The 21,250-nt window shown below is 61.8% G+C and carries 16 protein-coding genes; 9 read left to right on the top strand and 7 right to left on the bottom strand.

Translation table 11 applies throughout. The features are described 5' to 3' along the window. Window positions 1-2: 2 nt before the first annotated feature. Window positions 3-1,064, top strand: coding sequence for a tRNA 2-selenouridine(34) synthase MnmH (gene mnmH / locus KI611_RS08665; RefSeq protein WP_226419422.1), 1,062 nt, complete (start codon window positions 3-5; stop codon window positions 1,062-1,064). Here the strand turns inward: mnmH and KI611_RS08660 are convergent. Beyond that, complete coding sequence (locus KI611_RS08660; RefSeq protein ID WP_226419421.1) at window positions 1,037-1,546, bottom strand: class I SAM-dependent methyltransferase; 510 nt, start codon at window positions 1,544-1,546, stop codon at window positions 1,037-1,039. The two genes, mnmH and KI611_RS08660, sit on opposite strands and share 28 nt — an antisense overlap. Before the next feature lie 16 nt (window positions 1,547-1,562). Between KI611_RS08660 and KI611_RS08655 the strand changes: the two genes are divergently transcribed. Both KI611_RS08655 and KI611_RS08650 read left to right on the top strand, forming a co-directional pair. Beyond that, on the top strand, window positions 1,563-1,988 hold the full coding sequence (locus tag KI611_RS08655; RefSeq protein WP_226419420.1) for an OsmC family protein: 426 nt from the start codon (window positions 1,563-1,565) through the stop codon (window positions 1,986-1,988). Between the two features lie 81 nt (window positions 1,989-2,069). Then, the gene (locus KI611_RS08650) at window positions 2,070-4,766 is read left to right on the top strand and encodes a bifunctional acetate--CoA ligase family protein/GNAT family N-acetyltransferase (protein ID WP_226419419.1); all 2,697 of its coding nucleotides are present in this window, start codon (window positions 2,070-2,072) and stop codon (window positions 4,764-4,766) included. A 92-nt stretch (window positions 4,767-4,858) separates the two neighbouring features. Here KI611_RS08650 and KI611_RS08645 read toward each other — a convergent pair whose 3' ends face one another. Both KI611_RS08645 and KI611_RS08640 read right to left on the bottom strand, forming a co-directional pair. Then, a complete protein-coding gene (locus KI611_RS08645) occupies window positions 4,859-5,068 on the bottom strand; it encodes a DUF3460 family protein (protein ID WP_226419418.1) in 210 nt (69 codons plus the stop codon). 49 nt (window positions 5,069-5,117) lie between these two features. Beyond that, window positions 5,118-5,351, bottom strand: coding sequence for a DUF3567 family protein (locus KI611_RS08640; protein ID WP_226419417.1), 234 nt, complete (start codon window positions 5,349-5,351; stop codon window positions 5,118-5,120). A 257-nt stretch (window positions 5,352-5,608) separates the two neighbouring features. On the opposite strand from KI611_RS08640, the gene rquA reads away from it, so the two are divergent. Beyond that, window positions 5,609-6,349 (top strand): rhodoquinone biosynthesis methyltransferase RquA, encoded by a 741-nt coding sequence (gene rquA / locus KI611_RS08635; protein ID WP_226419416.1) that lies wholly within the window; start codon window positions 5,609-5,611, stop codon window positions 6,347-6,349. Window positions 6,350-6,415: 66 nt separating this feature from the next. On the opposite strand, the gene putA is transcribed toward rquA, so the two are convergent. Further along, window positions 6,416-10,021 carry a bifunctional proline dehydrogenase/L-glutamate gamma-semialdehyde dehydrogenase PutA gene (gene putA / locus KI611_RS08630; RefSeq protein ID WP_226419415.1) on the bottom strand — a complete coding sequence of 1,202 codons (3,606 nt, stop codon included), beginning with the start codon at window positions 10,019-10,021 and terminating at the stop codon, window positions 6,416-6,418. A 168-nt stretch (window positions 10,022-10,189) separates the two neighbouring features. Between putA and KI611_RS08625 the strand changes: the two genes are divergently transcribed. Continuing rightward, window positions 10,190-11,326 (top strand): alanine--glyoxylate aminotransferase family protein, encoded by a 1,137-nt coding sequence (locus tag KI611_RS08625; protein ID WP_226419414.1) that lies wholly within the window; start codon window positions 10,190-10,192, stop codon window positions 11,324-11,326. 121 nt (window positions 11,327-11,447) lie between these two features. Then, window positions 11,448-11,576, top strand: coding sequence for a hypothetical protein (locus KI611_RS22100; protein WP_264180043.1), 129 nt, complete (start codon window positions 11,448-11,450; stop codon window positions 11,574-11,576). 50 nt (window positions 11,577-11,626) lie between these two features. Here KI611_RS22100 and KI611_RS08620 read toward each other — a convergent pair whose 3' ends face one another. Continuing rightward, window positions 11,627-12,361 (bottom strand): S1 family peptidase, encoded by a 735-nt coding sequence (locus KI611_RS08620; RefSeq protein ID WP_226419413.1) that lies wholly within the window; start codon window positions 12,359-12,361, stop codon window positions 11,627-11,629. A 126-nt stretch (window positions 12,362-12,487) separates the two neighbouring features. Then, a complete protein-coding gene (locus KI611_RS08615; RefSeq protein ID WP_226419412.1) occupies window positions 12,488-13,267 on the bottom strand; it encodes a DUF1684 domain-containing protein in 780 nt (259 codons plus the stop codon). 91 nt (window positions 13,268-13,358) lie between these two features. Here KI611_RS08615 and KI611_RS08610 point away from each other — a divergent pair, with 91 nt between their 5' ends. Next, window positions 13,359-13,658, top strand: coding sequence for a DUF2502 domain-containing protein (locus tag KI611_RS08610; protein ID WP_226419411.1), 300 nt, complete (start codon window positions 13,359-13,361; stop codon window positions 13,656-13,658). A gap of 65 nt (window positions 13,659-13,723) precedes the next feature. Here KI611_RS08610 and clpB read toward each other — a convergent pair whose 3' ends face one another. Next, entirely contained in the window at window positions 13,724-16,306 is a 2,583-nt protein-coding gene (gene clpB / locus KI611_RS08605) for an ATP-dependent chaperone ClpB (RefSeq protein ID WP_226419410.1), read from the bottom strand. 181 nt (window positions 16,307-16,487) lie between these two features. Between clpB and KI611_RS08600 the strand changes: the two genes are divergently transcribed. Together KI611_RS08600 and KI611_RS08595 are read left to right on the top strand one after the other, a co-directional pair. After that, window positions 16,488-18,122, top strand: a complete 1,635-nt coding sequence (locus KI611_RS08600) for a methyl-accepting chemotaxis protein (RefSeq protein ID WP_319002333.1) — start codon at window positions 16,488-16,490, stop codon at window positions 18,120-18,122. Window positions 18,123-18,470: 348 nt separating this feature from the next. Further along, complete coding sequence (locus tag KI611_RS08595) at window positions 18,471-21,248, top strand: chemotaxis protein CheB (RefSeq protein ID WP_226419409.1); 2,778 nt, start codon at window positions 18,471-18,473, stop codon at window positions 21,246-21,248. Window positions 21,249-21,250: the final 2 nt, after the last annotated feature.

Below are 21,250 nucleotides of genomic sequence, written 5' to 3'. Positions count from 1 at the left end.
CGATGAAACAACACCGCCCGACCATTGCCGACCTTGCCGCCTACGATGAAATCATCGATGTCCGCTCGCCCGCCGAATTCGCCGAAGACCATATCCCCGGCGCCATCAACTGCCCGGTGCTCGACGATGCCCAGCGAGCCGAAGTCGGAACCATCTATAAACAGGTTTCACCCTTCGAAGCGAAAAAAATCGGCGCGGCGCTGGTTGCCGAGAACATCGCCCGCCATCTGCGTGAACGCTTCCTCGGCCGTCCGAAGACCTGGAAACCGCTGATCTACTGCTGGCGCGGCGGCGACCGCAGCGGTTCGATGGTGACTATTTTCCGCGCTATCGGCTGGCAAGCCGGGCAACTGGATGGCGGCTACAAGGCTTGGCGGACGCACGTCATGGCTCGCCTGCAGGAACTGCCGCCGCAGTTCCGCTTCAGGGTTGTTTCCGGCCCCACCGGCAGCGCCAAGACCCGCATCCTGCAAGGCATCGAGGAATTAGGCGAGCAGGTGCTCGATCTCGAAACGCTGGCCAGCCACAAGGGATCGGTTCTCGGCGTACTACCCGGGCAGCCGCAGCCGAGCCAGAAAGGCTTCGAAACGATGCTGCTCGGCAAGATGCAGACCTTCACGCCGGACCGCCCGATCTACGTTGAAGCGGAGAGCCGCAAGATCGGCAACCTGCACGTACCGGATGCCCTGATCGAGCGCATCCGCAATGGCGAATGTCTGAACGTGGATGCCAGCCTCGATGCCCGCGTCGACTTCCTGCTCAAGGACTACGACTACTTCCTGACCCTGCCGGAATTCCTGATGAGCCGGCTCGATGCCCTGCGCAGCGTGCAAAGCCGCGAAACCCTGGGGCGCTGGCAGCAACTGATTGATGGCCAGCAGTGGCCGACCCTGGTCCGCGAACTGCTCGAACAGCATTACGACCCTCTGTACCGCCGTTCCCAGAACGCCAACTACAGCGGCATGGCGAAGCTGCAGAATTTCACGACCGATGACCTGACACCGACCGGCATCGCCCGACTGGCCAGCGCCATCGCTCAGTCGCGGACGGCGCAGATGGCCTGACGCATGGCCGGCTTCGGGCTGGCCGTGTAGCCTTCCGCAAAGGCAATTTCGCGCAGACCGGCAGTCGCCGCAAGGGCGCGCAACTCGCCGGGCTGCAGCAGAAAATCCGGATTGGACGGCTTGCCGTAGGCCTCGTTGCCGCGCATGAAGGTTTCGTAAATCAACACCCCGCCGGGCGCCAGCAAGGCAAGCAGTTCAGCCAGACGCGGCCGCCACAGGTAATTGGTGACAACCACCCCGGCGAAACGCTGGCCGGCCAGCGGCCAGTGCTCGCCTTCGAGATCAAGGCAGGCGGTCACGATGCCGGGAATGCCCTGCAGCCGAGAAAGCGCTTCCGCATCACGATCCACCGCAAGAACCGAGCGCCCCCGGGCGGCGAGCAGGCGCGCGTGACGACCGCTGCCACAGGCCAGATCGAGAACCGTCCCGCCTTCCCGAATGTCTTCGATATGACACTTCACCCATGGCGAAGGGGGTATCATTTGGATCATTTCGTTCATGGAACCAGTTATGTCGGGCATCGTCGTCGTAATGGAAAATGGTAAGGGAAGATACCAGCAGGAAGTCATTGCCGGCCAGCATCATCTGCTCGCCGACGAACCGGCAAGCGTCGGTGGCGCCGATGCCGGACCGGCGCCCTTCGACTTGTTGATGGCCGCTCTCGGTAGTTGCACCTCGATGACCTTGCGCATGTATGCCGAGCGCAAAGAACTGCCGGTGCGCAGGATCAGCGTGACCCTGAGCCATGAAAAACTGGAAATCGACGGCAGCCTGCGCGACCGGATCAACCGGACCATCACGCTGGAGGGCGACCTGAGCGCCGAGCAACGCCAGCGGATGCTCGACATCGCCAACAAATGCCCTATTCATCGCGCTCTCAGCCAGCCCTTGCTGATCGCCAGCCAGCTCGCCGGACAGCCTTAACCCTACGATTTTCAAGGCTAATATTTGGCGCTTTATGTTAGAATTGTGCACTGCACAATAACATTGTAATAGAGGCTCGACATGTTGGAACAGCACTATCTAACCTCGCTTTTCGAACCGAAATCGGTTGCTGTGATCGGCGCCTCCGACCGCGAAAACTCGGTCGGCAACATCATTTTCAAGAACATCCTCAGCTCGGGCTACAAGGGCCGACTGTACGCCATCAATCCCAAGCACGAGACGATTCAGGGCCAGCCGGCCTACAAGTCGATCGAGGAAATCGGTGCCCGCGTCGAAATGGCGGTGATTGCCACCCGCCCGCAGACCGTGCCGCAGTTGATCGAGCAATGCGGCCGGAGCGGCGTGCGCAACGTCATCGTCATTTCCGCCGGCTTTTCCGAAGCCGGCCATATCGGCGCCGCGCTCGAGCGCAAGGTGCTGGAAATCGCCCGCTCCTACAACGTGCGCATCCTCGGCCCCAATTGCCTCGGCATCATCCGCCCGGAACTGGGCCTGAACGCGACGTTCACCAAAACGACCGCCGCCCCGGGCAATCTCGCCCTCGTCTCGCAGTCCGGCGCGATGTGTTCGGCCGTACTCGACTGGGCCAAGTCGAATCAGGTGGGCTTCTCGTCGGTCATTTCGATCGGCATGACGGCCGACGTCGATTTCGGCGAAATCCTCGACTACCTGATTTACGACAGCCGTACCCACTACATCCTGATGTACGTCGAAGGCATTCGCAACGCCCGCCGCTTCATGAGCGCCCTGCGTTCCGCCGCGCGCATCAAGCCGATCATTCTGCTCAAGGCCGGCCGCCACGAAGCGGGCGCCATGGCCACCGCGACGCACTCCGGCATGGCCGCTGTCTCCGACACCGTCTTTGATGCCGCCGTGCGGCGGGCCGGCGTCGTCCGCGTCCAGAACGTCGGCCAGCTGTTCTATGCGGCTAAAGCGCTCGCTTCCAAGTTCCGCCCGCTCGGCAACCGTCTGGCCATCATCACCAACGGCGGCGGACCGGGCGCCATGGCGGCCGACCGGGCCGGCGATCTGGGCATCCCGCTGGCCGAGCTGTCGAATGAGACGATGGCCGTACTCAACAAGACGATGCCGACCAGCTGGTCGCACAGCAACCCCATCGACATTGGCGGGGATGCCACGCCGGAGCGCTACCGCGACGCCATCCTGGCCGTCACCCACGATCCGAACGTCGACAGCACGCTGGTGATGCTTTCACCGCAGGCGATGACCGACCCGATGGGCGTCGCCCAGGCGATCATCGAAGTGGCCGACAAACTGAACCGCTCGATCATCTGTTGCTGGATGGGCGAAGAACAGGTCGCCAGTTCGCGCAAGCTGCTCGAAGATGCCGGCATCCCGGCCTTCCGCATGCCGGAAACCGCGATCGAGCTGTTCCACCATATCTCCAAGTACTACCGCAACCAGAAGCTGCTGCTGCAAACGCCGGAACCGACCCGCCAGCACGGCCGGCCGGAAGCCGAAGGGGCCAAGATGCTGATCGAGGCCCTGCTCGCCGAACGGCGCAAGGTGCTCTCCGAGATGGAATCGAAGGCTATCCTGCGCGCCTTCAAGGTGCCGGTCGCCCAGACCATGGTCGCCCGCACGGCAACCGAAGCGCTGCTGCTGGCCGAACAGATCGGTTTCCCGGTGGCGATGAAAGTCGACTCGCCAGAACTCCAGCACAAGTCCGATGCCGGCGGTGTCCGGCTGAATATCGGCAACGCGCCGGCCGTCCGTAATGCCTATCACGACATTATCGAGACCGTGCAGAAGCGCCATCCGAACATCAAGATCAACGGCGTCTCGATCGAACCCTTCCTGTCGCATCCGAATGGTCGCGAGCTGATGATCGGCGTCTTCCGCGACCCCATTTTCGGGCCGGTGATCACCTTTGGTGCCGGTGGCTTCGATGTCGAAATCTTCAGCGACCGCTCGGTTGCCCTGCCGCCGCTCAACAAGTTCCTGGCCAAGGACCTGATCGACTCGACGCGCGCCTCGAAGATTCTCGATCAATTCCACAACATGCCGCCGGTCGACCGCGAGGCGATCAAGGAAGTCCTGCTCTGCATCTCCGAAATGGTCTGCGAACTGCCGTGGATCATGGAAATGGACCTCAACCCGCTGATCGTGGACGAAAACGGCGCAATCGCCGCCGACGCCCGGATCGTCATCGACCATGCGGCCAATGCCAGTGGCGACCGCTACGCCCATATGGCCATCTATCCCTACCCGGTGCATCTGATCCAGGAATGGCAGATGAACGATGGCAAGGTCGTCACCATCCGCCCGATCCGTCCGGAAGATGCCGATCTGGAGCAGGAATTCGTCAAGAACATGTCCGACGAATCACGCTACTACCGCTTCATGGATACGCTGCGCGAACTGACCCAGACCATGCTGGTCCGCTTCACCCAGATCGACTACGACCGCGAAATGGCGCTGGTCGCCACGATGACCAACGATGAAGGCAAGGAAACCCAGATCGGCGTCGCGCGTTATGTCGGCAATCCGGATGGCGAATCGGTCGAGTTTGCGCTGGCCGTCGGCGACAACTTCCAGAAGTCCGGCGTCGGCCGCAAGCTGATGACGGCACTGATCGAGTGCGCCCGGATGAAAGGCTATCGCGCCGTGGTCGGCGACGTCTTGTCGACCAACAGCAAGATGTTCCGCCTGATGACCAGCCTTGGCTTCACCATCCATCCGCACCCGGAAGACACCGCCGTCAAACGCGTCGTCAAGCCGCTGACCGGTACCTGAGCAGGGTTTTCGCCAGGCCCGGCCTGGCGAAGGCAAGAAAAAAGCCGATCAACATGATCGGCTTTTTTATCGGGTTGGAATCCGTTTGGCGATTATTCGCCGAAGAAATTCACGTCGTACGGGTACGGCTTCTGCGCCACCTTGGACTCGGCATTGCGCTGGCTGCTATCGACATCCTGCTTCTTGTCCCACCACAGGGCGCGACCGACTTTCTGATCTTCGACCCAGGCCGGGTTCTTTTCCAGTTGTTCGTTGATCCACTTCGTGTGATCCGACACGTAGCTCGTATTTACGTCACCCATTTGGCTGTTTTCCCAAGGCTAATCAAGACAATGCCGCGATTCTAGCACGTCAGTGGATGACGATGGGCCGGGCGGCATCGGTGCAATAGGCGTCGAGGAAGGCGTCGATACTTTCGTCGTCGCGCTCATTTTCCGGAATCGCTTCCATCGCATGCCGGAAGTGCCAGGCCGAGGCTCCTTGCAGAAAGAGCGTGCGCATATATTCCTTGTCGAGCAACTCGAACCCCTGTTGCGCAGGGTAGGCGAGGACCCAGAAGTGATCGCTGCTGTAGATGACGTTCATCGCACACCTCCAAAAGTAACTGCTTGCAAGTATGTTTACGGCCTGCCCGGGGCTTACTTGAGGCGGCGGCAACTGGCCTAATGCCGGTCGACGGTGTAAGTTACGCGAAGGTGACGCTGCCAACCGGCCATCAGCCGCGCCAAGACGAGCAGCGACCCGACGGAGGGAAGGAGCGCCCGCAGGATCACGGCCACGATTGCAGGGCTGTCATCCATTTTCATTTCATCTGAATTGGCGATCCGCGAAACATTCCTGCCATGCCCCCCAGTGCTCCGTCCCTTGCTGCCCATTTGCCTCTCGAACAACCACCGGGAGCGACGCCGGCCCCACCGGCCATTCCCGATTATCTGCAGGACGTTTACTGGTGGGCTTATCTGCACCCCAACGGCGTCCGCCTCTTTGAGCGCCAGTGGCTGGTCAACCTGATTCTGTGGGGCAATTTCAGTCGCCTGCGTGATGCGGTGCTGGCCGAATTCGGCACCGCGATCAATCAGCGCATCCTGCAGATCGCTTGCGTCTATGGCGACTTCACCCAGCGCATTGCCGCCCGCCTCGGCGCGCAAGGCAGGCTCGACGTCGTCGATGTCGCGCCGATCCAGCTCGCCAACCTGCGCCGCAAACTGCCGCCCGACCCGCGCATCCACCTGCATCAGCAGGACGCCAGCGCCCTGCACTTTGCCGATGCAAGCTTTGACGCAACACTGCTGTTCTTTCTGCTGCACGAGCAACCGGCAGCGGTGCGCCGGGCAACGCTGGCCGAAGCGCTGCGCGTTACCCGGCCGGGCGGCAAGATCGTCATTGTCGATTACCACAAGCCGAGCCCCGGCAACCCGCTGCGTTATCTGATGACCGGCGTATTGAAAGCCCTTGAGCCATTCGCACTGGATCTCTGGGAACAGGAAATCGCGACTTACCTGCCCACCGACTCAGCGCTCGTTGCGCTAGCCAAATCCACGTCGTTTGGCGGGCTGTACCAGAAAGTCGTCATCAGCCTCTGAAGGCGAGACCCTAGCTTTTCGCGGAAAAAGCAGGAAGGCGGCTCGGCTGTCCATCGCGTTCTCCGCTCAGCCGCCCAGGCTCATCAAGCTCGCATTGCCACCAGCCGCCGTCGTATTCACACTGACAACGCGTTCGCTCAACATCCGGAATAACGGGTACCGCTGACGATCGTCCGCCCGATAGACGGCAATCAGCGCCCCCGGCTGACTTGCCAAACGCTGGCGCAAGCCGCTTTCATCGGGCCCCGTTCCAGCCAACAACACCCCCGCGATGCCACGAAAATCGCCGGGCTGGCGCCACCGAATATCCTTGGCGAGTGCAGCCGGCAAACCGGCCAGCAGCTTTCGGCAATAAGCCGTGTCCAGCACGCCAACCGTGTTGCCGGTAGCCTGCACCGCGGCGATCTGGCCGAGCAAGGCTTGTTCCTGATCGGCCAGGCACAACAACACGCCGCGCGGCGCGAAATGCAGCGTGTTCCGCTCCCCGGTCGGGCCGGGCAAGTCAAGCCGGGTGTGGCGCAGCGTCAAGGCGGCGTATTCGGCGCACCGCGAAGCCAACTCGGGATGACCGGCCACCATCAGCCATTCGCTCAGGCAATCGAGCGCCGCATCGCCAACGACGGAACGGCCGCCGATTTCGGCCGGGGCGACCTGCAGACTGCCCGCCAGCCGATGCAGATAGAGCGGCCCGCCGGCCTTCGGCCCGGTACCCGACAAGCCCTCGCCGCCGAAAGGCTGGACGCCGACCACCGCCCCGACCATGTTGCGATTGACGTAGATGTTGCCGACCCTGGACTGGATGCCGATCGACTGCACCGCCGCGTCGATACGGCTATGCACGCCGAGCGTCAGCCCATAGCCGCTGGCATTGATCGCGTCAAGCAGGGCATCGAGTTGCTGGCCGGCAAAACGCAGCACATGGACGACCGGCCCGAAGACTTCGCCGGGCAGATCGGCCAGCGAATCGATCTCGATCAACGTCGGCGACACGAAGCTGCCAGCGAGGCAGTCGGCCGGCAGCGGCAAGTCGAAGACCGGTCGGCCGATACTGCGCATCCGGGCGATGTGGCTGAGCAAGGCCCGCCGTGCCGGATCATCGATAACCGGCCCGATATCGGTGGCCAGATGCAGCGGATTGCCAATCGTGAGCTGCTGCATGGCGGCCTGCAGTTGGCCCATTACGCGCCCGGCGATATCGTGCTGCAGGCACAGGACGCGTAGCGCCGAACAGCGCTGGCCGGCGCTGTCGAAGCCGGAGACCAGGACATCCTGGACGACCTGCTCGGGCAGCGCCGAGGAATCGACGATCATCGCATTCAGGCCGCCGGTCTCGGCAATCAGCCGAACGCCGGGGCGGTTGGCGATGCTCTGGTTGATCAAGCGCGCCACCTCGGTTGACCCGGTAAAGACCACCGAACGGACCCGTTGGTCGGCGGTCAGTATCGCCCCGACCGTTTCGCCCCGGCCAGGCAGAAACTGCAGCACGTCGAGCGGAATGCCCGCCTGATGCAGCAGTTCGATGGCGAAGCCGGCAATCAGCGGCGTCTGCTCGGCCGGCTTGGCGAGAACCGAGCTACCGGCAGCCAGGGCGGCACTGACTTCGCCGACAAAAATGGTCAACGGAAAATTCCACGGGCTGATGCAAACCGCCGGGCCGGGCGGCTCGCCGGCCACCGAAAAATGGCCCGCCAGCAACTGTTGGCCGTAGTAACGACAGAAATCGACGGCCTCGCGCACCTCGGCCAGGGCATTACCCCAGGTTTTGCCGGCTTCGCGGATGGCCAGGCTGATCAAGGGCACGCGATTGGCCTCGAACAGATCGGCGGCGCGCCACAGCGCTGCGGCACGCGCGGCGGGCGGCGTCTGCGCCCAGCGCGGGGCAGCGACCGCGGCATTGGACAAGGCCTGCTCGACGGTTGCCGCATCGGCCTCGATCACGTGACCGACGACATCGTGGCGATCCGCCGGGTTGCGCACCGGCAGATCGGCACACGCCTGGCTGCTGCTTGCGCCAGTGACCAGCGGCGCAGCCGACCAGCGTTTGTCGGCAAGCGCGGCCAGGGCCTTTGCCAGCCCGGCGATGCTTGCTTCATCGGCCAGATCGACGCCGGCCGAATTGACCCGACCGTTCCCATACAGCTCGGCCGGCAGCGGAATCTTCGGGTGACGCGTCGGGCCGGTGCGGCGAACTTGCTGCAACGGGTCTTCGATCAGGTCCTCGATCGACACCGCCGGGTCGACGAGGCGATGGACGAAGGAACTGTTCGCCCCGTTCTCGAGCAACCGGCGCACCAGATAGGGCAACAGCGTCCGGTGACTGCCGACCGGCGCATAGATGCGGCAACGCCGGCCCAGTCCGGCTGGCCCCACCACCATGTCGTACAAGGGTTCGCCCATGCCGTGCAGACATTGGAACTCGTAGTCCTCGACGCCGCGGTCACCAGCCATCAACACGATGCTGGCCAGCGTCTGGGCATTGTGCGTGGCGAATTGCGGATAGACCGCATCCGGCGCAGCGAGCAGGCGGCGGGCGCACACCAGATAGGCCAGGTCGGTATGGGCCTTGCGCGTATAAACCGGGTAATCGGCCAGACCGTCGACTTGGGCACGCTTGATCTCACTGTCCCAATAGGCCCCCTTGACCAGGCGTACCATCAGTCGGCGGCTGCTGCGCCGGGCCAGATCGACCAGCCAGTCAATGACGAAGGGACAGCGTTTCTGATAGGCCTGAACGACGAAGCCGAGGCCAGGCCAGCCGGCCAGCTCGGGATCGGCGGCCAGTTCTTCGAGCAGATCGAGGGAAAGCTCCAGTCGCTCGGCCTCTTCAGCATCGATGTTGAAACCGATGCCATAGTGCCGGGCGAGCAGCATCAAGCCCTTCAGACGCGGCAGCAGTTCGGCCATCACCCGCTGACGCTGACTGCGTCCATAGCGCGGATGCAGCGCCGACAACTTGACCGAAATCCCCGGCCCGGCGTGCACGCCCCGCCCGCCGCTGGCCTGACCGATGGCTTCGATCGCCGTCTGATAGGCGCGGCAGTAATTTTCGGCATCGTCCGCGGTCAGCGCCGCTTCGCCGAGCATGTCGAAGGAATGGGTATAGCCGCGCCGCTCGTTGTCGATACTGCGCTGCAGCGCCGCGGCAATGCTTTCGCCGAGCACGAACTGCTGACCGAGCAGACGCATGGCGAAATTGATGCTTTTCCGGATCAGCGGCTCGCCGCCCCGCCGCAACAAGCGGCTCAGCACCTCGCCCAGTTCGCCATGCGGCTGACTGGCGAGCAACTGGCCGGTGAGCAGCATGCCCCAGGTCGCGGCATTGACGAACAGCGACGAACTGCCGCCCAGGTGCGATCGCCAGTCGCCATGACTTATCTTGTCGCGGATCAGGCGGTCCACCGTCGCACTATCCGGAATACGCAACAACGCTTCTGCCAGACACATCAAGGCGACGCCTTCCTGACTCGACAGCGCGAATTCCTGCATCAGGTGGTCGACCCCGCTCGCCCGGCTGCGCTGCTGGCGCACCGCTTCGACCAGTTGGCGGGCCAGCGCCTGAACGGCCGGCTGATCGCCGGGAATCTTCTCCAGCTCATCGACCAGAGCGGCGACGCAGAGCGCTTCGTCGCGCCGACAGACTTGCCGGATTGCTTCGCGAAGATTCGTTGCCATGATCTTGCCTCGCCGCAGTTTGCCAGACCTCAAGAATATGCCTCGGCCGCGAAAAGGCGGCAAGCTTGCCCGCTCCGCCGCCATCGACTAGCGTGCCGTCATCGCTTCGGTTTATGCTGGCCGCCACGCAGCTAGCTGCGTGATCGAACAATCAAACGGAGAGACAACGTGCCCGCCCTGCTACCCCAACCCGATCCCCAAGGCCTGCTCGAATACTCGGTGGTCTATACCGACCGCGCCCTGAATCACATGTCGCAACGCTTTCAGGGGGTGATGACCGACATCTCGCGGATCCTGAAAAAAGTCTATAACGCCAGGTCGGCGGTGATCGTGCCCGGCAGCGGCACTTTCGGCATGGAGGCGGTGGCCCGCCAGTTCGCGACTGGCAAGAAAGTCCTGGTCATCCGCAACGGCTGGTTCAGCTTCCGCTGGACGCAAATTTTCGAGGTCGGCCAGATTCCCTCGGAGAGCATCGTCCTCAAAGCCCGCCAGATCTCCACGGGCGCCCAGGCCCCCTTCGCTCCGATGCCGATCGAGGAAGTGGTCGCCGCCATCCACGCCCACAAGCCGGACGTCGTCTTTGCCCCGCATGTCGAAACCGCCTCCGGCATGATCTTGCCCGACGACTATCTGCGCGCCGTCGGTGCCGCCGTGCAGGCGGTGGATGGCCTGTTCGTACTCGATTGCGTGGCCTCCGGCACGATCTGGGTCGATATGGCGGCCAACCATGTCGATCTGCTGATCAGCGCCCCGCAAAAAGGCTGGAGCGCCCCACCTTGCGCGGCACTGATCGCGCTCGGCGAACGCGCCCGGGCGCACATCGACGCGACGACCAGCAGCAGTTTTGCCTGCGACTTGAAAAAGTGGCTGTCGATCATGGAGGCCTTCGAGAACGGCAGCCACGCTTACCACGCAACCATGCCGACCGATGCCTTGGCGACCTTGCGCGACATCATGCTGGAAACCGAAGCCTACGGTTTCGCCAAGGTCTGCCAGGAACAATGGGAACTCGGCCGCCGCATCCGCCAGCTGCTCGTCGCCAAGGGCTTCCCCAGCGTCGCCGCCGAAGGCTTCCAAGCCCCTGGCGTGGTGGTCAGCTACACCACCGATCCGGACATCCAGTCGGGCAAGAAATTCCTCGCCGCCGGCCTGCAGACGGCCGCCGGCGTTCCGTTGCAATGCGACGAGCCGGACACTTTCCGGACCTTCCGGGTCGGCCTGTTCGGTCTGGACAAACTGCATAACCCGGAGCGCACCGTGAACAATTTCGCCGAGGCGCTGGCGACCGTGCCCAGCCAAGCCTGAACCGGCGAAAAGACGGGCGGCAAAGCGGCGCCGCCCGATTCGATGTCCGTGCTGGTCTTCCTGGCGCATCGGCCTATACTGAAACGACGCCGCATTTGTCGACGCACCAAGGAGCAAGATCATGGGCAAGACCAAACACAGCACCAAGGAAGTGAAGAAACAGCCGGCGTTGACCCCGAAGGAAAAGAAAGCAGTCAAGCAGGTCAAGAAACACGCCAGCGAAGCCGTTCATCCGCTGATTACCCGCTAACCCTGCTCTCCCCGTCGCCACCCCGCACCAGCGGGCATGGCGATGCGTCATCATTGCTTGGTCAGCGTCATCAGGATGTCGGCGTACCAGGCGCAGTTCAGGCCAAGCGCCTCGTCGAGCTTGAGGTCGCGCGTACCGACATCGAGGCGTGACGAATGGATGCCGAGCAGCATCCACGGCAGATCGCCATGGACGTTCGGATCGCTGCCGGGAACGCGCATGACGACCGGCGCCCCGCTGGTTCCCCGGTGCGTTCGCGCATCGGTCAGGAAATAGCCCTCGCCCTGGAAACGCAAGCCGAATGACGAGGCCAGCACGGCATGTCGAACGACCGGCATATGGTGCAGCGTGTCGTGAAAGCCGAGCGGAAAACCGACGACCAGCAAGGACGAACCGATCTCGACCTGATCGTTCGGACCGATCAGATGCTGCGGCGTGAAAGCCCGGTAAACGGCGGTCGGCGGCAACGCCGAGCGTTCGATCTCGATCACCGCCACATCGATCTCGCCGGACGTGTCGAGTCCCTGGCGCCAAATGCCTTTGCCGTTGCGATACAGCGGAATCGAGAAACCGATCGACTTGGCCATATTGTCGGGGTCGATATGCAGCTCGACCTCGATGCGGTCGGGAAAATGCTTGCTCGGCTTGTCATACATCACGTGGCGGCTGGTCACCACAAACAGGCGTCCATCACGCTCGAAGAACAGGCCACTAGCGTTGGTGAGCAGTCGTTGTCGCTCGAACGTGCAGACACGCGCGGCAGAGAGCAGTAGGGGTTCGATCATCGGAAGGCAACCGGAAAAAGTGGAAGGGTTTCCTCCTGAGCGTTACTCAAGCGGCCCTGACACACTACAGCAAAAGCCCGGCGGATGTCGGTACGCGACAACACACTCGTTGGCCAGACGATCGGCCTATGCCGGCTTTAACCATTTTTTCTCGCCGGCCGGGACGGCAAACGGCAACCAGTTCTCGGGTGGTGGCAGCGGGCAGGTGGCGAAGGGCGTAAAAGCGCAGGGCGGGTTGTAGGCGCGATTGAAATCGAGGGTGATTTGGCCGCTGGTCGCCACCGGCACCTTTAGAAAGCGCCCGGCCCCGTAGGTTTCCCGGCCACTGCTGCGATCGCGAAAGACAAAGAACACCTCCTGGTCACTAACCGCCATCGGCAACAAGCTGACCATCTGGCCGGCCAGCTCGAAAACGGCGCGATGTGCCACGCTGACCGTTTTCAGCTCGCCGCTGACGTTCGGCACCTCCATGGTCAGCGGCGGATCGATCGCCTGCCATGTCGCGACGATCTGCCAGCGATGGTCGAACGGAAAATAGTCGAGCCCAGCGAAAGGCGTTTTGGCGGCCCAGTTGCGGTCCCTGAGGCGCACGGCCAACTGACCATCACGATCGACGACGAAAAAAGACAGATTTTCAAAGTCGACTATTGTCGGCGCGCCATGCCGATCGGTCGCCAACGCCACTTCCGGGCCATCAGCAGGCTGCCAGACGATACGCCCGTCCGCCCAGGACAAATCGCCGAGCAGTTCGGGGCCGTGGGGCAAGACAACCGTTGCCGTCGCCGCGCTGCCGACCGGATTGCGGCCCGGCTGTAGCCAGAACAAGCCGACCAGCCCAAGCCAACTGCCCGGCGAGCTCAACTCGGCATGGCGCTCGCTTTGCCAACGTTTCAGGTCATCCGACATTTTTTAGATTCCGATAGGGTTGATTCGAACGATAATCCGCTATTCATGCACGAGGTGATTCACCTGCACGTTTTTTTCGAGGAAATTGCGAATGAAAAAACTTCTTCTGGCTGCGCTTTTTGCCGCTTCGCCGCTATTTGCCCACGCCGTCGATATCAATGTCGATATCGGCAGTGTTCGTGTCCAGACCCCAGGCGCCACCATCACCTTCGGCAGCCGCAACGACCGCGGCTATTACTGGGACGGCTACGACTGGCGCGATCAAGACTACTGGCGACAGCATAACGGCCCACGCGGTGAAAAGTACTACACCGGCCGGGGCAACAAGGGTGTCCCCCATCAGGGTGGCGGTCACTGCCCGCCGGGCCAGGCCAAGAAGGGCAACTGCTAAGCTCTTTCGGCCAAAGAAATGGCGGAACCCGGCGGTTCCGCCATTTTCATTTCAACGCCAGGCGATCAAGCCTTGCTGAAACGCATGATGCCGTTTTCGCAGGCAACGCGTATCGTGTCCTTGGCGGCAAACTTCCCTTCGAGGATGGCCTTGGCCAGCGGATTCTCGATCTGCTGCTGGATCGCCCGCTTCAACGGCCGCGCCCCGAACACCGGGTCGAAGCCAGCCTGGGCCAGTTCGACCAGCGCGCTGTCGTCGACGACAATGCCTATGTCGAGCTGAGCCAGCCGCTTTTCGAGATAACCAAGCTGGATCTTCGCGATGCCGGCGATGTGCTTTTCGTCGAGGGCATGGAAGACCACCACTTCATCGATCCGGTTGATGAATTCCGGCCGGAAGTAGCTCTTGACCTCGCCCATCACCGACATCTTGATCACCCCGTAGTCGTCGCCGGCCATCTGCTGGATCATCTGGCTACCGAGGTTGGAGGTCATGACGATCACCGTGTTCTTGAAATCCACGGTACGCCCCTGGCCGTCGGTCATCCGGCCGTCGTCCAGGACCTGCAGCAGCACGTTGAAGACATCCGGGTGCGCCTTTTCGACCTCGTCGAGCAGAATCACGCTGTACGGCTTGCGGCGCACCGCTTCGGTCAGGTAACCGCCCTCTTCGTAGCCGACGTAGCCCGGCGGCGCGCCGATCAGGCGGGCGACCGAGTGCTTCTCCATGAACTCGCTCATGTCGATGCGGATCAGGTGATCCTCGGCATCGAACATGAACTCGGCCAGCGCCTTGCACAGTTCGGTCTTGCCGACGCCGGTCGGGCCGAGGAAGAGGAAGGAGCCATACGGCCGGTTCGGATCGGACAGACCGGCCCGTGAGCGACGAATGGCGTCGCCGACCAGCCGGACAGCCTCGTCCTGGCCGACCACCCGCTTGTGCAGCCGTTCTTCCATATGCAGCAGTTTTTCGCGTTCGCCCTGCATCATCTTGCTGACCGGGATGCCGGTAGCGCGGGAGACGACCTCAGCGATTTCCTCGGCCCCGACCTGGGTGCGCAGCAGCTTGTTCTTTTTTTGCTCGCCGTCGCCGGCCTTCTCGGCCGCCTTTAACTGGGCTTCGAGCTGCGGCAGCTTGCCGTATTGCAGTTCGGCCACCTTGTCGAGTTTGCCTTCGCGCTGCAGTTTGGCGAGATCGGCCTTGAGCTTGTCGATTTCTTCCTTGATATGGGCGGAACCCTGAACCTGGGCCTTTTCGGCCTTCCAGACTTCTTCCAGATCGGAATAATCCTTCGATAGCTTGGCGATTTCGTCCTCGATCAGCCCGAAACGCTTCTTCGACGCTTCGTCCTTTTCCTTCTTGACCGCTTCGCGCTCGATCTTCAGCTGGATGATGCGACGGTCGAGCTTGTCCATCGATTCCGGCTTGGAGTCGATTTCCATCTTGATCTTGGCGGCGGCTTCGTCGATCAGGTCGATCGCCTTGTCCGGCAGGAAACGGTCGGTGATGTAGCGATGGCTCAACTCGGCGGCCGCGACGATGGCCGGGTCGGTGATATCGACGCCGTGGTGCAGTTCGTACTTCTCCTGCAGACCGCGCAGGATGGCAATGGTGCTTTCGACGCTCGGCTCCTCGACCAGCACTTTCTGGAAACGGCGTTCGAGCGCCGCATCCTTCTCGATGTACTTGCGGTATTCATTGAGCGTCGTCGCGCCGATGCAGTGCAGTTCGCCGCGCGCCAGAGCCGGCTTCAGCATGTTGCCGGCGTCGATGGCGCCCTCGGCCTTGCCGGCCCCGACCATGGTATGCAATTCGTCGATGAACAGGATGATCCGGCCTTCGTCTTGCGAGACTTCCTTGAGCACCGCCTTCAGGCGTTCCTCGAATTCGCCGCGGTACTTGGCGCCGGCCAGCAGGCCGGCCATGTCGAGGACCAGAACCTTCTTGCCCTTCAGGGTTTCCGGTACTTCATCATTGATGATGCGCTGGGCCAGACCTTCGACGATCGCCGTCTTGCCGACCCCCGGCTCGCCGATCAGCACCGGGTTGTTCTTGGTCCGCCGTTGCAGGATCTGGATGGCCCGGCGGATCTCGTCGTCGCGGCCGATTACCGGGTCGAGCTTGCCTTGGGCGGCGCGCTCGGTCAGGTCGATGCAGTATTTCTTCAAGGCTTCGCGCTGTCCTTCGGCTTCCTGCGAATCGACGCCCTGCCCGCCGCGGACGGCCATGATCGCCGCCTCCAGCGCTTTGCGACTGACGCCGTGCTGCTTAGCCAGGCGACCGGTTTCGTTCTTGTCTTCACACAGGGCGAGCAGGAACATTTCGCTGGCGATGAACTCGTCGCCGCGCTTTTGCGCTTCCTTGTCGGTCAGATTGAGCAGATTGGTCAGATCGCGGCCGATCGACACCTCGCCACCATGGCCGGAAACCTGCGGCAGACGCTTCAGCGCACCTTCCAGATCGTTGCGCAAGGCCGGGACATTGACGCCGGCGCGGGCCAGCAACGAGGTCGTGCCGCCATCGTCCTGATTGATCAGGGCGAGCAGCAGATGCTGCGGTTCAATGAACTGCTGGTCGCCGCCGATGGCCAGACTCTGGGCATCGGACAACGCCTGCTGGAATTTGGTAGTTAATTTATCGAGTCGCATCTGACTGTCCTCCTGGGCAAATTTTGATACCCGGTAGATGAGGACGGATCGGAAATTTTCAACCGCGACCGGATGTCGATTCAAACACTCGAAACAGCTTGTGGAAAAAATAGTATTCTTGAAAAGTGGCAAGAGCTATAAATATCCACTTTAGCGATACTGCATTTCTGGGGGCAAGACAATGAATACCGAAGGATTTACCTTGCGCGGCAAACTTGTCGCCATGACGACGGCAACAATCGTGGCACTGATCGTGCTGTTTGCCGTTCTCCTGATCAACGGCAAGAGCCAGATGCTGGGCGACCGCAAGGACAAGGTCCGCAATCTCGTCGAGGTTGCCCAAACGACGGTCGGCCACTTCGAGAAAGAAGCACGCGAAGGTCGAATCAGCGTCGAAGATGCGAAAAAAGCCGCCCTGGATGCCGTCAGGGCGATGCGCTACGACAAGAACGAGTACTTCTGGATCAACGACATGAATGACCTGATGGTCATGCATCCGATCAAGCCGGACCTCGACGGCAAAAAACTGGATCAATTGAAAGACAAGAACGGAAAATTCTTCTTTCTGGAATTCAATGCGATGGTCAAGTCGCAAGGCTCGGGCTTCGTGGACTATCTCTGGCCCAAACCGGGTTCCGACGAAGGCGTCCCGAAGATTTCCTTCGTATCCGGCTTCCAGCCATGGGGCTGGGTAATCGGCTCGGGCATCTATATCGATGACGTCGATGCCAAGTTCCGCACCGATGCCATCACCTTGTTGCTCTGGGGGCTGGGCATCGGCGGCTTCATCTCGATTTCCCTGCTGCTGCTGTCGCGCAATATCATCAAGACGCTGGGTGGCGACCCGGTTGTCGCATCCAGCATCACCCAACGCATCGCCAGCGGCGATCTGGCGACTCCGATCAATTGTGAACCAGGCGACACCACCAGCCTGCTGGCCAATATCAGTACGATGCAAGACACGCTGCGCAGCATGATTGGCACCATCACCGGCAACGCCGAGCAGGTGGCCAGCGCTGCCAGCCAGTTGCTGCATGCCTCCGAGTCGGTGGCCGACCGGGCCCGCCAGCAAAGTGATGCAGCCTCCTCGATGGCCGCCTCGGTCGAGGAAATGTCGGTCAGCATCGATCAGGTGCGGGACAACGCGCAGGAAGCCCACAGCATTTCGCAGGAATCCGGCACCATTTCCCAGCAAGGCGCCGGCATCATTCATGGCGCGGCGACCGAAATGCGCAAGATTTCCGAAGCGGTTCAGTCCTCCTCGGAAATCGTTGAAGATCTTGGCCGCCAGTCCGACCAGATCACCTCGATCGTCAATACCATCAAGGAAATTGCCGACCAGACCAACCTGCTGGCCCTGAATGCGGCCATCGAAGCGGCCCGGGCCGGCGAACAGGGGCGTGGCTTCGCAGTGGTTGCCGACGAAGTGCGCAAACTGGCCGAGCGAACCAGCCTGTCGACTACCGAAATTGCCACGATGGTCTCCAAGATCCAGAGCGGCACCCGCAGCGCGGTGGCCAGCATGCAGGCCGGCGTCGTCCAGGTCAGCAATGGCGTCGAGTTGGCGAACCAGGCCGGCGATTCGATCAATCGCATCCGTGATGGAGCCGAACAGGTAACGCGCGTGGTCAACGGAATTTCCGACTCGATCCGCGAGCAAAGTACGGCGGGCAGCGATATTGCCCAAAAGCTGGAAACCATCGCCCAGATGTCGGAAGAAAGCGCTGTCGCCGTCAAGCACACGGCCGAAGCCGCCCGCCACCTGCAATCGCTCTCGGTATCGCTGCACCAGGCCGTCGCCCAGTTCAAAACCTGATTCTGGCCTCTGCGCCTGCCGGGGGGCACGTCCGGACCGGATCCGGACGTGCCCCCCGGCTGTTTTCGGCGCCGCCAGGGATAGTCTGACCCGGCCTTGCCTTGGCTCGAGCCAGCGTCATAAAACCTGCGCGGACTCAGCCGCCTTGCTGCAAAATAAGCAATCGATGGACAATAACGCCACCCGAGCGGTGCCAATCGATTGTCGCACCCCGTACCGATAACCAGAGGCTAGCCAAGGGAGCCCGAACATGGACACGCTGTCCTGCCCAACTGTTTATGCAGACATCCATAACGCGGGCACTGGCCCGACTTCAATCTGCCGTGGTGGCGTAAAAAGAGCACGGTAATGGCGACGGCATCACGCTCGCACAAGTCTCTCGCGGCCGACGACAATCACTTCCCGATTGTCGGCATCGGCGCCTCGGCCGGCGGCCTGGAAGCGCTAACCCTCTTTATTGGCCAGATCCGGGGTGACAGCGACATGGCCTATGTCATCGTCCAGCATCTCGATCCGAACCACAAAGGCATGCTGCCCGAGTTGTTGCAGCGCCTGACGAGCATACCGGTCACCCAGGCGAAAAACCGGATGACGGTCAAGCCGAATCACATCTATGTGATCCCGCCCAACAAGGATCTGTCGATCCTGCACGGTACGCTCTACCTCCTTGACCCGGCGGAAAGACACGGGCTGCGGTTGCCAATCGATTTTTTCTTGCGGACACTGGCCATCGACCGGCAGGAAAACGCCGTCGGCGTCATTCTCTCCGGCATGGGCTCCGATGGCATGCTCGGCCTGCGCGCCATCAAGGAAAACTCCGGCCTGACCCTGGTTCAGGACCCCGGCTCAGCCAAGTTCAAGGGCATGCCGCAGAGCGCCGTCGATGCCGGCGTGGCCGACCTCGTTGCACCAGCCGAAGAGCTGCCTGAGCGGATCGCCGTTTATTTCCGCCATGCCCTGCGGGGTACGCCGATCGACCCGGAATCGACCAGCGAGTCGCGAGTCCAGAGCGCCCTGGAGAAAATTGTCATCCTGCTGCGCGAACGTACCGGCAATGACTTTGCCCTCTACAAGAAAAATACCCTCTACCGCCGCATCGAGCGCCGCATGGCGCTGCACCAGATCGACACGATCGCGAACTATGTCCGCTACCTACGGGAGACCCCGGACGAGATCGATCTGCTGCTGAATGAACTGCTGATCGGCGTGACCAGCTTCTTTCGCGACCCGGCGGTCTGGGACTACCTGAAAACCGTCGCCCTGCCCGAACTGCTGGCCAAGCATCCGGCCGGCATGGCCTTGCGCGCCTGGATCCCGGCCTGCTCCACCGGCGAAGAAGCCTACACGCTGGCGATCGTCTTCAAGGAAGTCCTCGCCGAGCTTAAGGCCCCGGTGCGTTACTCGCTGCAAATATTTGCCACCGACCTCGATAGCAATGCCATCGAGCAGGCGCGGATTGGCCTCTATCCCGCCAACATCGTCGCCGATGTCGGGCCGGAGCGCCTGGCGCGCTATTTCGTCGAGGCCGGCAAGAGTTTTCAGGTCACCCAGGAAATACGCGAAATGGTGATTTTTGCGACGCAAAACATCATCATGGACCCGCCATTCACCAAGCTCGACATCCTCAGTTGCCGCAATCTGCTGATCTACCTCGGGCCGGAACTGCAAAAGAAACTCATCCCGCTATTTCACTACGCCCTGAACCACGGCGGCATCATGGTGCTCGGCAGCGCCGAAAGCATCGGCAGCCACCAGGCCCTGTTCTCGCCGCTCGAGAGCCGGGCGCGGATTTACCGGCGCCTCAACGAACAGCCGGCCAAGGTCGACTTTCCGACCAAATATCACGTGACGACACCGAAGCTCGTCGCGGATGCCCGGCCAACCTCCCCGGCCAGCAACGAGCAGCTCGTCCATGAACAGCTGCGCCTGCATTACACGCCGGCGGCGGTTCTCACCAACGCCGATGGCGAGGTTCTCTACATCAGCGGACGCACCGGCAAGTACCTTGAACCGGCGGTCGGCAAGGCCAACCTGAATATTCACGCGATGACCCGCGAAGGGCTGCGCCATGTTTTGCCCGGCGCCATCCGGCAGGCCTTGCAACAGCCGGCGGCGGTCAATCTGGATGGCTTGAAGGTGGACTGCAACGGGCTGATCCAGACCGTCAATGTCACGGTACAGGCGATCGAGCGGCCCTGGGAAAAACGGGACCGGGTAATGATCGTCTTTACCGACGTCCCCTCGCCCACCGAAAGCAGTGCCGACGGCCGCACGGTAGCGGACGAGAAATCCACCGCTGTCGACGAAAACGCACTGGTGGTCGAATTGCAACATACCCGCAGCGAACTGCAGAGCATGTGCGAAGAATCGCAGAGCGCACAGGAGGAGCTCAAGTCGACCAACGAGGAACTCCAGTCGACCAATGAAGAGCTGCAATCGACCAACGAGGAACTGACGACCTCGAAAGAGGAAATGCAGGCATTGAACGAAGAACTGCACAGCGTCAACGCCGAACTGGAAGCCAAGATGAAAAGCATGTCGTCGGTGATCGGCGACATGCAGAACTTGATCAACAGTACGGAAATCGCCACCGTATTCCTCGATACGGAAATGCGGATACGCAGCTTCACGCCTTATGCCACACGGCTTTTCAAGCTATTGCCGCTCGATGTCGGGCGGCCGCTGTCGAATATCGTCACCGAGCTCGATTATCCGCAACTGCAGGAAGATGCGAAGGAAGTCCTGCGCACGCTGGTCTTTTCCGACAAAGCCATTGCCGCCCAGGGCGGGCATTGGTTCAAGGTTCGCATCATGCCGTACCGTAGCCTCGACAACATCATCAGCGGCGTAGTCATCACCTTCATCGACATCAGCGAGGCCAAGTCGCTGGAAGCGGCATTTGACAAGATCGCGCAGGCTCTGGAAGACGGCCTGGCGGCCAGCGGCAGCGCCCCTGATCAGCTTGCCGGACTGGAGAAAATCCTCACTGAGGCACGCTGGCTGGTGGAACAAAGCAAAGCGAAGCACCCTCAAAAAGCCAACATCGCCCAACCGGCATTGCCCGCTACCGGCCAGCCGCGCCGGGCGAAGAGGACCAGTGCTGCGAGCCAGGACCGCGGGGGGTGAAG

It is taken from the genome of Dechloromonas denitrificans (assembly GCF_020510685.1).
GTDB lineage: Bacteria > Pseudomonadota > Gammaproteobacteria > Burkholderiales > Rhodocyclaceae > Azonexus > Azonexus denitrificans_A.
The sequence above is the reverse complement of the archived record's forward strand: the minus strand, read 5'-3'. Positions and strand labels throughout refer to the sequence as shown.

What these genes read in the sequence shown, in the direction of transcription:
- mnmH (WP_226419422.1), top strand. Translation starts at nt 3, where the DNA reads ATGAAACAACACCGCCCGACCATTGCCGACCTTGCCGCCTACGATGAA.
- KI611_RS08660 (WP_226419421.1), bottom strand. Translation starts at nt 1,546, where the DNA reads ATGATACCCCCTTCGCCATGGGTGAAGTGTCATATCGAAGACATTCGG.
- KI611_RS08655 (WP_226419420.1), top strand. Translation starts at nt 1,563, where the DNA reads ATGGAACCAGTTATGTCGGGCATCGTCGTCGTAATGGAAAATGGTAAG.
- KI611_RS08650 (WP_226419419.1), top strand. Translation starts at nt 2,070, where the DNA reads ATGTTGGAACAGCACTATCTAACCTCGCTTTTCGAACCGAAATCGGTT.
- KI611_RS08645 (WP_226419418.1), bottom strand. Translation starts at nt 5,068, where the DNA reads ATGGGTGACGTAAATACGAGCTACGTGTCGGATCACACGAAGTGGATC.
- KI611_RS08640 (WP_226419417.1), bottom strand. Translation starts at nt 5,351, where the DNA reads ATGAACGTCATCTACAGCAGCGATCACTTCTGGGTCCTCGCCTACCCT.
- rquA (WP_226419416.1), top strand. Translation starts at nt 5,609, where the DNA reads ATGCCCCCCAGTGCTCCGTCCCTTGCTGCCCATTTGCCTCTCGAACAA.
- putA (WP_226419415.1), bottom strand. Translation starts at nt 10,021, where the DNA reads ATGGCAACGAATCTTCGCGAAGCAATCCGGCAAGTCTGTCGGCGCGAC.
- KI611_RS22100 (WP_264180043.1), top strand. Translation starts at nt 11,448, where the DNA reads ATGGGCAAGACCAAACACAGCACCAAGGAAGTGAAGAAACAGCCGGCG.
- KI611_RS08620 (WP_226419413.1), bottom strand. Translation starts at nt 12,361, where the DNA reads ATGATCGAACCCCTACTGCTCTCTGCCGCGCGTGTCTGCACGTTCGAG.
- KI611_RS08615 (WP_226419412.1), bottom strand. Translation starts at nt 13,267, where the DNA reads ATGTCGGATGACCTGAAACGTTGGCAAAGCGAGCGCCATGCCGAGTTG.
- KI611_RS08610 (WP_226419411.1), top strand. Translation starts at nt 13,359, where the DNA reads ATGAAAAAACTTCTTCTGGCTGCGCTTTTTGCCGCTTCGCCGCTATTT.
- clpB (WP_226419410.1), bottom strand. Translation starts at nt 16,306, where the DNA reads ATGCGACTCGATAAATTAACTACCAAATTCCAGCAGGCGTTGTCCGAT.
- KI611_RS08600 (WP_319002333.1), top strand. Translation starts at nt 16,488, where the DNA reads ATGAATACCGAAGGATTTACCTTGCGCGGCAAACTTGTCGCCATGACG.
- KI611_RS08595 (WP_226419409.1), top strand. Translation starts at nt 18,471, where the DNA reads ATGGCGACGGCATCACGCTCGCACAAGTCTCTCGCGGCCGACGACAAT.